This is a genomic window from Mesorhizobium sp. 8 (assembly GCF_006351905.1).
In the GTDB taxonomy this organism is placed as follows: Bacteria; Pseudomonadota; Alphaproteobacteria; order Rhizobiales; family Rhizobiaceae; genus Mesorhizobium; species Mesorhizobium composti.
The window spans coordinates 883127-894710 of sequence record NZ_CP040914.1; the positions used below are offsets into that span (position 1 = coordinate 883127).

10 protein-coding genes are annotated in these 11584 nt (G+C 65.0%); 2 read left to right on the plus strand and 8 right to left on the minus strand.

The genetic code is table 11. From position 1 onward, the window contains the following. Positions 1-31: 31 nt before the first annotated feature. Entirely contained in the window at positions 32-1156 is a 1125-nt protein-coding gene (locus tag FGU64_RS04070) for a DUF2865 domain-containing protein (RefSeq protein WP_139950981.1), read from the plus strand. Here FGU64_RS04070 and gltX read toward each other — a convergent pair. From gltX to FGU64_RS04105, 7 genes are all read right to left on the minus strand, one after another. Further along, complete coding sequence (gene gltX / locus FGU64_RS04075; protein WP_139950982.1) at positions 1074-2447, minus strand: glutamate--tRNA ligase; 1374 nt, start codon at positions 2445-2447, stop codon at positions 1074-1076. The genes FGU64_RS04070 and gltX overlap by 83 nt on opposite strands. Positions 2448-2753: 306 nt before the next feature. Next, on the minus strand, positions 2754-4556 hold the full coding sequence (locus FGU64_RS04080; RefSeq protein WP_139950983.1) for an ABC transporter ATP-binding protein: 1803 nt from the start codon (positions 4554-4556) through the stop codon (positions 2754-2756). 455 nt (positions 4557-5011) lie between these two features. Further along, positions 5012-5431, minus strand: coding sequence for a hypothetical protein (locus FGU64_RS04085; RefSeq protein ID WP_136353620.1), 420 nt, complete (start codon positions 5429-5431; stop codon positions 5012-5014). 205 nt (positions 5432-5636) lie between these two features. Beyond that, on the minus strand, positions 5637-6035 hold the full coding sequence (locus tag FGU64_RS04090; protein WP_139950984.1) for a GNAT family N-acetyltransferase: 399 nt from the start codon (positions 6033-6035) through the stop codon (positions 5637-5639). A 4-nt stretch (positions 6036-6039) separates the two neighbouring features. After that, on the minus strand, positions 6040-7722 hold the full coding sequence (locus FGU64_RS04095) for an NAD+ synthase (RefSeq protein ID WP_139950985.1): 1683 nt from the start codon (positions 7720-7722) through the stop codon (positions 6040-6042). Positions 7723-7777: 55 nt separating this feature from the next. Next, positions 7778-8137 (minus strand): diacylglycerol kinase, encoded by a 360-nt coding sequence (locus FGU64_RS04100; RefSeq protein ID WP_139950986.1) that lies wholly within the window; start codon positions 8135-8137, stop codon positions 7778-7780. Between the two features lie 41 nt (positions 8138-8178). Next, the gene (locus FGU64_RS04105; protein ID WP_139950987.1) at positions 8179-8598 is read right to left on the minus strand and encodes a GFA family protein; all 420 of its coding nucleotides are present in this window, start codon (positions 8596-8598) and stop codon (positions 8179-8181) included. 317 nt (positions 8599-8915) lie between these two features. On the opposite strand from FGU64_RS04105, the gene FGU64_RS04110 reads away from it, so the two are divergent. Further along, complete coding sequence (locus tag FGU64_RS04110; protein ID WP_139950988.1) at positions 8916-9986, plus strand: diguanylate cyclase; 1071 nt, start codon at positions 8916-8918, stop codon at positions 9984-9986. Between the two features lie 79 nt (positions 9987-10065). Here FGU64_RS04110 and FGU64_RS04115 read toward each other — a convergent pair whose 3' ends face one another. Then, positions 10066-11442 (minus strand): 3-deoxy-7-phosphoheptulonate synthase class II, encoded by a 1377-nt coding sequence (locus FGU64_RS04115; RefSeq protein ID WP_139950989.1) that lies wholly within the window; start codon positions 11440-11442, stop codon positions 10066-10068. Between the last annotated feature and the right edge of the window lie 142 nt (positions 11443-11584).

The following is an 11584-nucleotide window of genomic DNA, read 5'->3' on the forward strand; positions in this document are numbered from 1 at the left end:
TGGACGATTCTGGCGGCGGGAACCGAACCGGATGAAGGGCGATCGCAGGGCGCAAATGCTCGCCGCCGCGCTGATGGGCGCAGCGGTACTGGCTGCATTCGCACCGGCGGCCGCGCAGGCGTCCGCCCGCATCTGCCGCCAGTTGGAAGCGGAACTCGCGGGCGCACCGCGCGGCGGTTCCGGCCCCGCTCAGCTCAACAGGTACGACGGCGCCATCGCGCGGCAGCAAAGCGAGATCGCCAAGGCGCGCAGCCAGGCGCGCTCACTCGGCTGCGGCTTCTCGCTGTTTTCCAGCAACGTCAGCCAATGCGCCTCGCTCAATGCCGCCCTGTCGCGCATGAACGGCAACCTGGACAAGCTCGAGCGCAAGCGCGCCCAGCTCTCCGGCGGCGGCAAGCGCCGTAGCCGCGCCCGCCTGATGGCGCTGCTCGACAAGAACGGCTGCCGCGACCGCAAGGCGGAAGACAAGGCGGTGACGATCCGCTCCAGCGACGGCAGCGTCCAGCGCCTGCTCGGCGAAACCATCGAGCGCGCCGACAGGCCGAACGAGGTTTCCCTTCCGGGCGGCGAATATCGCACCCTATGCGTGCGCACCTGCGACGGCTATTTCTTCCCGATGTCCAACGCGGCTTCCGCCGGCGATTTCGAACGCGACCAGAAGAATTGCGAATCGAGCTGCCCCGGCGCCGCCATCCAGCTTTTCTACACGCGCGGAATGGACGAGGATTCGTCGCGCATGATCTCGGTGGCCACCGGCCGTCCCTACGGCGACCTTTCGACCGCCTATCTCTACAAGAAACCGAACGCCTCGGTACCGCAAAGCTGCGGCTGCAACGCACCGAGGGATTTTTCCATTCTCGGCGGCGGCTCCGGCGGCGATTCCGGTGCCGGGCCGACGTCTTCGCCGGCCATGCAGTCGCTGTCGCCCTCCGTTTCGATCATGCCGGCGGCAAGGCCGGACCCGGCGGCCGATCCCGAAACGCAGGCCAATGCCGAAGGCGGCCTCGACGTCGAGACGATCAGGCGGCTGGCCGCCGAGAAGGCGGCGGAAAATTCGCCCGGGGACCGCAAGGTCAGGGTCGTCGGGCCAAAGTTCCTTCCCGACCCATCAGCGGCAATAGATCTGCAAGCTCCGGCCCCGAAGAAAGGCCCGTAAGCGCCAGCCTGAGCGGCATGAACAGCGCCTTGCCCTTGCGCTCGGTCATCTTTCTCACCTTGGCGGTCCAGGCTTTCCAGACGCCGGCATCCCACGGGTCTTCGGGCAAAAGGTCGAAGGCGACGCGGACGAAGTCGCGGTCCTCGTCGGAGAGTTCCGGCGTCTCCTGCGGCCCTTCGTTGACGATCTTCCACCACTGGGCGGCATCGGAAAGCCGGTCGAGATTGCCGCGCACGGCGTTCCAGAACGGCTCCGCCCTTTCGCCGCCGATACCCAGCACGCCCAGGCGGTCGCGCGCGTCGGCAAACGCCAAGTGATGCAGCAGCGCGCGGTTCAGCACCAGCAATTCGTCGGGATCGAACTTGGCCGCCGATTTCGACGTCGCCGCCGGATCGAAATGGTCTGCGAGTTCGGCCATGGTCGGCATCGCATGCACGCTTTCCGACGTGCCGATCAGCACCGCTAGCGAGGCCACCGCCATCGCCTCGATGCCGTCCTCGCGCAGGCCCTGGATCGACAGCGAGCCCGTGCGCTTCGACAGTCCCTCGCCCGAGACGGTGGTGAGCAGGTTGTGATGGCCGAAGCCCGGCGGCACGGCGCCGAGCGCCTGGAACAGCGCGATCTGCACGCCGGTGTTGGTGACATGGTCGTCGCCGCGAATGACATGGCTGATGCCCATGTCGATATCGTCCACCACCGAAGGCAGCGTGTAGAGATAGGTGCCGTCCTCGCGCACCAGCACCGGATCGGAGACGGAAGCGAGGTCGACCGTCTCCTCGCCGCGCACGAGGTCGTTCCAGCGGATTTCGGTGCGCATCGGCTCCAGCGGGTCGGAGACGAAGTTGGGCAGCAGGAAGCGCCAGTGCGGGCGGCGCCCGTCGCCTTCGTATTCGGCGATCTGGGCTGACGTCAGCGCCAGCGCCTCGCGGCCGTAGACCGGCGGCAGGCCGCGCGTGCGGCGCACCTTGCGGCGCAGGTCCAGTTCCTCCGGCGTCTCGTAGCAGGGATAAAGCACGCCGGCCGCCTTCAGCCGCTCCACCGCCGCGTCGTAATGGTCGAAGCGTTTCGACTGGTATTCCGTGGCGTCCTGGAAGATGCCCAGCCAATGCAGGTCGTAGAGGATGGAATCGGCGTATTCCTGCTTCGAGCGGGCGACGTCGGTGTCGTCGAAGCGCTGGATGAAGCGGCCTCGGTGCTTTTGCGCGAACAGCCAGTTGAACAACGCGGTGCGCGCGTTGCCGATATGGATGCGGCCGGTGGGCGACGGGGCGAAGCGGACGGTGACTGTCATGGAGGGGGCGTAGCGGATGCTCTTTGCGTTGACAAGAACCGCCCTACCCGCCCGCCTGTTTAGGCCAAAGCAGCGAGGATGAAAAGCGCGGGTGCGGGTGGGCTTCTGTCAGGCTCAGGACAGTGGCACAGGGCGTTGCCCCCTCTCCGTCGCGCTTCGCACGCCACCTCTCCCCCGTTCCAGGGGAGAGGATACGCCGGCCACAGGCTTGGCACCCATCCTCTCCCCTCACGAAGTGGGGGAGAGGTGGCTCGGCAAAGCCGAGACGGAGAGGGGGATCGCCTTGTGCGATAGCCAGCCGTCCCCTCAGGCCAGCCCCTTGGTCAGCTCCAGCGCCTGGCGCTCGAACAGCCGGCGGTAAATGCCGCCCTCAAGGCGGATCAGCTCGTCGTGCGAGCCTTCCTCTGCGATCCTGCCCCGGTCGAAGACCAGCAGCCGGTCGAGCGAGCGCACGGTGGAGAGCCGGTGCGCGATGACCAGCGTCGTGCGCCCCTCCATCAGCCGTTCCATCGCCTGCTGGATCAGCACCTCCGATTCCGAATCGAGGCTGGACGTCGCCTCGTCGAAGATCAGGATCGGCGCATCTGCCAGGAAGGCGCGCGCGATCGCCACGCGCTGACGCTCGCCTCCGGACAGCTTGACGCCGCGCTCGCCGACCAGCGTGCCGTAGCCCTTGGGCAGCGCCGTGATGAAGTGGTGGGCGCTGGCCTGCCGCGCCGCCTCCTCGATCTCGGCCTGCGTCGCTGAGGGCCGGCCGTAGGCGATGTTCTCCGCAAGCGAGCGGTGGAACAGGATCGGCTCCTGCTGAACGATGGCGATCTGCGAGCGCAGCGACGCCTGCTGCACCCCGGCGATATCCTGGCCGTCGATCAGGATGCGCCCGCCGCTGACGTCGTAGAGCCGCTGGATCAGCTTGACGAAAGTCGTCTTGCCGGAGCCGGAATGCCCGACCAGCCCCACCCGCTCGCCCGGCTTAATCCTGATGGAGAAATCCCGGTAGAGCGGCAGGCGGTGGTTGCCGTAATGGAACGTCACATGGTCGAAGGTGATGCCGCCCTCCCCGATGCGGATCGGCCCGGCGCCTGGCCGGTCGTCGACATCCAGCGGCTGCGCCTCGAAATCGACCAGCTCCTCCATGTCGTTGACGGAGCGCTGCATGTTGCGGATGTGCATGCCGATGTCGCGCAGGTAGCCCTGCAGCACGAAGAAGGAGGTGAGCACGAAGGCGACGTCGCCGGCGCTCGCCTGCCCCCAGCTCCACAGCACCAGCACGAAACCGATGACGGCGGCCCTCAGGCCGAGCAGCATCATTCCCTGCGTCGTGCCGTTCACCGTGCCGCGCATCCAGGTGCGGCGGGTGCGGCCGCGCCACTTGGCAACGACCTCTGCGAAGCGCGCCTCCTCACGCTCCTCGGCGCCGAACCCCTTCACCACCGCGTTGCAGCTCACCGCGTCGGCCAGCGAGCCGCCGAGCTTGGTGTCCCAGATGTTGGCGAGCCGGGCCGCCGGCGCGACATAGCCGAGCGACAGCGCGGCGGTGACCGCGATGAACACCAGCGAGCCGATGGCGATGACCAGCCCCATCATCGGCCAATACCAGCCGAGAAGCACGGTCGAGCCGACCAGCATGACCAGCGACGGGAACAGCGCGATCAGGATGGTGTCGTTGAGCAGGTCGAGCGCCCACATGCCGCGCGTCACCTTGCGCACGGTCGAGCCGGCGAAGGAGTTCGCGTGCCAGTCCGTCGAAAAGCGCTGGACGCGATGGAAGGCGTCGGCCGAGATGTCGGCCATCATCTTCAGCGTCAGGTCGGTGATGCCGACGAAGGCGACGTTGCGCATGACGACGGAGCCGAGCGCCAGGGCGATCAGCGTCACGAACGCCGCCTTCGCGGCAGCCCAGGCCACGGCATCGGTGGCGGCGCCGGAGGCCACCGCATCCACCAGCCGTCCGGAATAGAGCGGGGTGAGCACATCGGCCAGCGTCGCGACCATGAAGGTGACGACGATAAGCGCCAGCCGCCAGGGCTGGCGCCGCCAATGGCGGACGGTGAAGCCAAGCACGCTGGCGAAGGCGCCGCCGCCGAGGTCGGTTTTGAAACGAGTCATGATGTCAATCGGGCGGCAATTCGCCCGGCCTCAAAAATCAGAAATGGAAAGAACCGCTCGCAGGCGCTTCGCCTGCTGGTCGATGCGAATTCGACAATCGGCCGGAAAACCGGCGACGATCGTGCCTAGGCCTTGCGGCCCCCTTTAGCGATGTCAAATCGTGGCATACGTGACCTCCCCCAACGGGAATCGCGGAATATCGGCTTATAGCCAGCGCTTTGAACCGAGCCAACCCCTTGCCGGGCAGAAATCACGGCTGGCCGAATCGTTGAGGCATATCTGCAACAGCGCTTGTCGCCGCCCCTCAATATGGAAAGAACCGGACGAGGAGGGCAAATCCTTCGGGATCGCGCGTTGCCGGCTTGCCGGCGGCATTGTCGTCACGGTGAACGGCGCATTCGAATATGGCTGCGAGCCGAAAGGATTCCGGCTCGCCATTCTATAAAAAGGTCGTCCTAGTTGACCGTCGTTTCGGAGGCGGCGTCCGCCGTCGTCGCTGCCGGAAGTTCCGCGCTGGCAAGCTGCTGGGCGCAGAGTTCGGCCGCCCCGTCCACCGGCTTCTCCATCTTGGCGAAGGTGACCCAGCCGCCCTTTTCGACGAAGGTGTCGCGCTTCCAGGTATCTTCCTTCTTCAGCTCCGCCAGTTGCGCCGAAGCGTCGGGAGCAGCAAGGAACCTGTGAACGCAGATGTTGGCCGCGAGTTGCGCCGCCGCCTGTTCGCCTGCCGTTTCCGCCTGCTTGGTCGCCGTGCCGCCGGTCACCCAGCCGCCCCACGAGAAGCCGACGATCATGGTCAGCACCGCAGCGCCGACGCAGGACCAGAGCCAGACCGCCTTGGACGGCCGATAGGCACTCCATTTTTCTCCCATGGACATTGTTTTCCTCCTCAGTCTCTTTTCGGGAATTGTCGCGACTTGATCAATCACGATGCGCAACAGAGTAACACAGTTCGTGATGATGACCACCCGCAATGAGCGGAAGAGGAAAGCGTCAAGCCTCGCCGCCGCGTCGCCCGATCCGGGCGCGCCAACAAAGATGTCGAAAATCGGCCGGAAAACAGGGATTTATTTCTGCTTCGATCTATCGATCGAGGCGCATTTCGTTGCCGTTCGTTACGCGGCGAAATCCGAAACGCTCGTACAGGCCATGCGCATCGCTGGTGTTGAGCATCCAGGCGGAAACCGTTTTCAGATCGGCATGGTCGAGAAGTGCCGAGACAAGGGCCTTGCCGATCCCCTTGCCGCGCTGGTCGGGCCATACGATCACGTCGGAAATGCGCGCGAACACCGCACGATCTCCCGAGGCGCGCGCAAACCCCACCTGCCTGCCGTCGATCCGGGCAATCGCGCAAACCGAATTCTCGAAGGCGCGGCGGTTGATGGCGTCGGTCCTGCCTTTCCCCCAATAGCTGGCCCCAAGGAGGTCCGCCGTCGCCCTGAAATCGAGCAGGGCCAGGTCATCGACAATCTCGAGGCTCATCGGCTCATCCTCGGTCGCGGAACCGGTTGGTGATCGGGTAGCGGCGGTCGCGGCCGAAGTTCTTGCGCGTGATCTTGACGCCGGGTGCCGCCTGCCGGCGCTTGTATTCGGCGATGTAGAGCAGGTTTTCCACCCGCGTCACCGTCGCCCGGTCATGACCGCGCGCGACGATCTCGTCGACGCCCATCTCGTGCTCGACGAGGCATTCGAGGATGTCGTCCAGCGCCGGATAGGGCGGCAGCGAATCCTGGTCCGTCTGGTTCTCGCGCAGTTCGGCGGACGGCGCCTTGTCGATGATGTTGACCGGGATCACCTCTCCGCTAGGCCCCAGCGCGGTCGGCGGCACATGGGCATTGCGCCAGCGCGAGATCGCATAGACCTGCATCTTGTAGAGGTCCTTGATCGGGTTGAAGCCGCCATTCATGTCGCCATACAGTGTGGCGTAGCCGACCGACATCTCGCTCTTGTTGCCGGTGGTCACCACCATCGAGCCGAACTTGTTGGAAATCGCCATCAGGATGGTGCCGCGCGCGCGGCTTTGCAGGTTTTCTTCCGTGATGCCCTCGCGCGTACCCTCGAAAAGCTGCGACAGCGCGTGCGAGAACCCTTCCACCGGCTCGAAGATCGGCACGATGTCGTAGCGCGTGCCGAGCGCGCGGGCGCAGTCCTCGGCGTCCTTCAGCGAATCCTTCGACGTGTAGCGGTAGGGCATCATCACGCAGCGCACGCGCTCCTCGCCCAGCGCATCGACGGCAAGCGCCGCGCAGATCGCCGAATCGATGCCGCCGGAAAGGCCGAGCACCACGTTCTTGAAGCCGTTCTTGTTCACATAGTCGCGCAGGCCGACCATGCAGGCGCGATAATCCGCTTCTTCCTTTTCGGGAATTCTAGACTTCGGCCCCTGCGAGCAGACCCAGCCGTCAGGGGTTCTTTTCCAGGTGACGACGTCCACCGTCTCCTCGAACTGGCTCATCTGGAAGGCGAGCGACTTGTCGGCATTGATGCCGAAGGAGGCGCCGTCGAATACGAGTTCGTCCTGGCCGCCGAGCTGGTTGGCCCACACCAGCGGCAGGCCCGTCTCGATCACCTGCTTCAGCACCACCTGCTGGCGCACATCCTGCTTGCCGCGATAGTAGGGCGAGCCGTTGGGCACGAGAAGCATTTCGGCGCCGCTCTCGGCCAGCGTCTCGCACACGCCGAGATCGCCCCAGATATCCTCGCAGATCGGGATGCCGATGCGGATGCCGCGGAAATTCACCGGCCCGGAAATCTCCGGTCCCGCCTGGAAGACGCGCTTCTCGTCGAACTCGCCGTAGTTCGGCAGGTCGACCTTGTAGCATTCGCCGATGATCTTGCCGCCATCGGCGACGACGACGGAATTATGCGTGCCGCTCTTGCGCTTCAGCGGCGTGCCGATGATGACGCCCGGCCCGCCGTCGGCCGTATCCCTGGCGAAATCCTCGGCCGCCTTCTCGCAGGCCTTCAGGAAGGCAGGCTTCAGCACGAGGTCTTCCGGCGGATAACCGGCCAGGAAAAGCTCGGTGAACAGAACGAGGTCGGCGCCCTGCCGGGCGGCGTCCGCCCTCGCCTCGCGCGCCTTGGCGAGGTTGCCGACGACGTCGCCGACGGTCGGGTTGAGCTGGGCTACGGCGATGCGCAGGATATCGGGAGCGGCTTTCTTGGTCATGAGCGGGATTTAGCCTGCCCCGAGCGCTCCGACAACGCCCCTTCGATTGGTCCTGCTATGCGGCCCCGCCGGCCAGGCGCCCGGCGATGGCGACGATCCAGATGCCGGCGGCGAGAACGACGGCGATCAGCACCGCCAGCGAGCCGCAATCCTTGGCAAGCTGGATGTCGGCATTGAACTCGCGGCTCACCGCGTTGCAGGCGGCCTCGATGCCGGTGTTCAGAACTTCGACCAGCATCAGAAGCAGGACGGCCCCGACCAGCAGCGCATAACCGCTCCAACTGGTCGAGACGAACCAGCCGACCGGCAGCGCCAGCACCAGTAGAGCGAGTTCCTGCCGGAACGCAGCCTCGCCGGAAGCCAACCGGCGAAAGGCGCGCAGCGAATTCTGCCAGGCATGGATGAGGCGCATCATGGGCGTGATCTTCTCCGCATAGCGCGCTTATCCGACGTCTTTCAGTCGCGGGCAACCGCGACAGGCGTCTCGTCGTCGGTAAATTGCGGCAGCCCGTCGCAGATTTCGTAGTAATCGCCCTTGTCGGCAACGAAGATATGGCTGGCGCCGGCAAGACCGGTAGGCCGGTCGAAGGCTCCGGCCATGATCGACGTGGTGTCGGTTCCCTCCTGCTTCCAGAACAGCAGCGAACCGCAGGTACGGCAAAAGCCGCGCCGGGCATCGGCGGAAGCGGCATACCAGGCGAGATGCGGCCCGGTTTCGACGGTAAGGCCGGCATCCGACGCGCTGGTGGCGGCGACGAAATGGCCGCTTTGACGGCGGCATTGCGAGCAGTGGCAGAAGATCACGCCACGCAGCCTGCCGCGCGTCCTGAAGCGGACACCGCCGCACAGGCACCCGCCTTCGTGAATCGTCTCCATCCGTCTCTCCTTCCTGCATGGCCGATGGACGCAGCATTCCACAGGATCGGGACGGCCGCATCGGCAAATACGACAACCGGCAACATGGGCGCGAAATGCAATATAGAGAATTGTATACACTTTATAGTAGAAATAGATGCCTTCAAATTCGCGGAATTAAGGAAGATTTAGCGATACCGTATCTATGGTGATGCACGCGAAGATCGCAGCTGGGGGCGCGTTCTTCGTCATGTTTCAAGAACACTCCGCGCGCCCTCCATCGGCAAGGACGATCCGTGCGACCCGGCACAGAGTCTCAAGGGGAGAATGAAACGCGCATGCAGCCGGCAGCCGCAACGCTCGAACGCAGCACCGATCTGGCAACCGCTGTCGTCACGACCATGCGCCAGCTCGGCGTCATGGGCCTGCCGCGCAACTACGAGATATTCTACGAAGCGCTGAGCGGATCGAACCCCGCGCTCAGCCTCGCCGTCGTGGCTTTGAACAACCGGCCGACCCAGGACGAACTCGACGCCATCGGCCGCAAGTTCTTCTCCCAGAACCACGGCCAGGGCATCGTCGAGCAGGCGCGCGAGACCCTCGCCAGGGAGTTGGAGGACGTCGCCTCGCTTTTGCGCAGCGAACGTTCGCATATCGAGAAATACGGCAGGATCCTCGACGAGACGTCGGACGGCCTCAACAGCCGCAGCACGATCTCCAGGGAGCTGTTGCAGAAGATCGTCGGCGCGATCTCCGTCGCCACCACCTCGACGATCGATCACGGCAGGCAGGTTCTCTCGACGCTGTCCGACAAGTCGGCCGAACTCGAAAGCGTGAAGTCGAAGCTGGAGGAATACAAGCGCCTGGCCGACACCGACCCGCTGACGCAGATCTGGAACCGGCGCGCCTTCGACAAGGAGATCGCGCGCATCTACAATTCGAGCAAGGGCATCCTGTTCAACGCCCTGATCCTGGCCGACATCGACCGCTTCAAGGACATCAACGACCGTTTCGGCCATCCTGTCGGCGACAAGATCATCCAGATCATCGCCGACATCTTCCAGTCGAACAGCCATGCCGGCGTGTTCGTGGCGCGCACCGGCGGCGAGGAATTCGCGCTGATCGTCGAAGGCGCCAGCGAAGACACGACCTACCAGATGGCCGAGCGCATCCGCGCGCTGGTCGAGCAGACGCCGTTCGCCAGCCCCCAGACCGGCACGAACTACGGCACCGTCACCGTCTCGATGGGAATCTGCATGGCCTCGGAAGGCGACAGTCCGGAAGACCTCTACACCAAGGCGGACCGCGCGCTCTACCGCTCCAAGGTGGCAGGCCGCAACCGCGTCACCCGCCACTCCACCATGGCCGGCCCGTCGGGCAAGAACTGGCTGCTCTACAAGAAGGAGTAAGCGGGAGCATCCAACTCACGTTAAGAAAAAGGCGCCCTCTCAGGCGCCTTTCGCTTTTCAACCGGCAATGCGGCCAGACTTATTCCGCCGCTTCCGTATGCCGCTGCCGCACCGGCGCATTCTTCTTCAAGAGGTCCGACACCAGGAACGCCAGCTCGATCGCCTGATCCGCGTTGAGGCGCGGGTCGCAATGCGTGTGATAGCGGTCGTGCAGGTCCTCGGCGGTGATGGCGCGCGCGCCGCCGGTGCATTCGGTGACATTCTTGCCCGTCATCTCGACATGGATGCCGCCCGGATGGGTGCCCTCGGCGCGATGCACCTCGAAGAAGGTCTGCACTTCCTTCAGGATACGGTCGAACGGCCGCGTCTTGTAGCCCGCCGCCGTGATGGTGTTGCCGTGCATGGGGTCGCACGACCACACGACCGAGCGGCCTTCCTTCTCGACGGCGCGCACCAGCTTCGGCAGATGCTCACCCGCCTTGTCGGCGCCGAAGCGGGCGATCAGCGTCAGCCGGCCCGGCTCGTTCTCGGGGTTGAGCAGGTCGATCAGTTCGATCAGCCCGTCCGGCGTCAGCGAAGGGCCGCACTTCAGGCCGAGTGGGTTCCTGATGCCCCGGCAGTATTCGATATGCGCATGATCGGGCTGGCGCGTGCGGTCGCCGATCCAGATCATGTGGCCCGACGTCGCGTACCAGTCGCCGCTGGTCGAATCGACGCGCGTCAGCGCTTCCTCGTAGCCGAGCAGCAGCGCCTCGTGGCTGGTGTAGAAATCCGTCTCGCGCAGCGCGAAATTGCTCTCCGAGGTGATGCCGACGGCACGCATGAAGTCCATCGTCTCGGTGATGCGGTTGGCGAGCGCACCGTACTTCTCCGCCTGCGGGCTGTCTGAGACGAAGCCCAGCATCCAGCGATGCACGTTCTCCAGGCTGGCATAGCCGCCCTGGGCGAAGGCGCGCAGAAGGTTGAGCGTCGCGGCCGACTGGCGATAGGCCATCACCTGCCGCTGCGGATCGGGCACGCGCGACTTCTCGTCGAACTCGATACCGTTGATGATGTCGCCGCGATAGCTCGGCAGCGTCACGTCCGCCTTCGTCTCGCTGTCGGACGAGCGCGGCTTGGCGAACTGGCCGGCGACGCGGCCGACCTTCACCACCGGCTGCGCGCCGGCATAGGTCATCACCACGGCCATTTGCAGGAACACGCGGAAGAAGTCGCGGATGTTGTCGGCGCCGTGCTCGGCGAAGCTCTCGGCGCAATCGCCGCCCTGGAGAAGGAATGCGTCACCGGCGGCGACCGTCGCCAACTGCTTCTTCAGCTTGCGCGCCTCGCCAGCGAAAACCAGCGGCGGAAAGCTGGCGAGCTGCGCCTCGGTGTCCTTCAGCGCGCCCAGATCCGGATAGGCGGGAACTTGGCTAATCGGCTTGGCTCTCCAGGAATTCGGCGACCACTTCGTCATGTCAGCACCCGACGCGCCTTCAACGCGCTTTCAAAACAGGCACAATTGCCCGCAAAACCAATCCCTGTATGGGATGGCGGCTCCTTACAGGAAGCCCGGTTCCTATTCTAGTGCGGATTTTCCCGGCTTGCGACCGACAGGC

What these genes read in the sequence shown, in the direction of transcription:
- FGU64_RS04070 (WP_139950981.1), top strand. Translation starts at nt 32, where the DNA reads ATGAAGGGCGATCGCAGGGCGCAAATGCTCGCCGCCGCGCTGATGGGC.
- gltX (WP_139950982.1), bottom strand. Translation starts at nt 2,447, where the DNA reads ATGACAGTCACCGTCCGCTTCGCCCCGTCGCCCACCGGCCGCATCCAT.
- FGU64_RS04080 (WP_139950983.1), bottom strand. Translation starts at nt 4,556, where the DNA reads ATGACTCGTTTCAAAACCGACCTCGGCGGCGGCGCCTTCGCCAGCGTG.
- FGU64_RS04085 (WP_136353620.1), bottom strand. Translation starts at nt 5,431, where the DNA reads ATGTCCATGGGAGAAAAATGGAGTGCCTATCGGCCGTCCAAGGCGGTC.
- FGU64_RS04090 (WP_139950984.1), bottom strand. Translation starts at nt 6,035, where the DNA reads ATGAGCCTCGAGATTGTCGATGACCTGGCCCTGCTCGATTTCAGGGCG.
- FGU64_RS04095 (WP_139950985.1), bottom strand. Translation starts at nt 7,722, where the DNA reads ATGACCAAGAAAGCCGCTCCCGATATCCTGCGCATCGCCGTAGCCCAG.
- FGU64_RS04100 (WP_139950986.1), bottom strand. Translation starts at nt 8,137, where the DNA reads ATGATGCGCCTCATCCATGCCTGGCAGAATTCGCTGCGCGCCTTTCGC.
- FGU64_RS04105 (WP_139950987.1), bottom strand. Translation starts at nt 8,598, where the DNA reads ATGGAGACGATTCACGAAGGCGGGTGCCTGTGCGGCGGTGTCCGCTTC.
- FGU64_RS04110 (WP_139950988.1), top strand. Translation starts at nt 8,916, where the DNA reads ATGCAGCCGGCAGCCGCAACGCTCGAACGCAGCACCGATCTGGCAACC.
- FGU64_RS04115 (WP_139950989.1), bottom strand. Translation starts at nt 11,442, where the DNA reads ATGACGAAGTGGTCGCCGAATTCCTGGAGAGCCAAGCCGATTAGCCAA.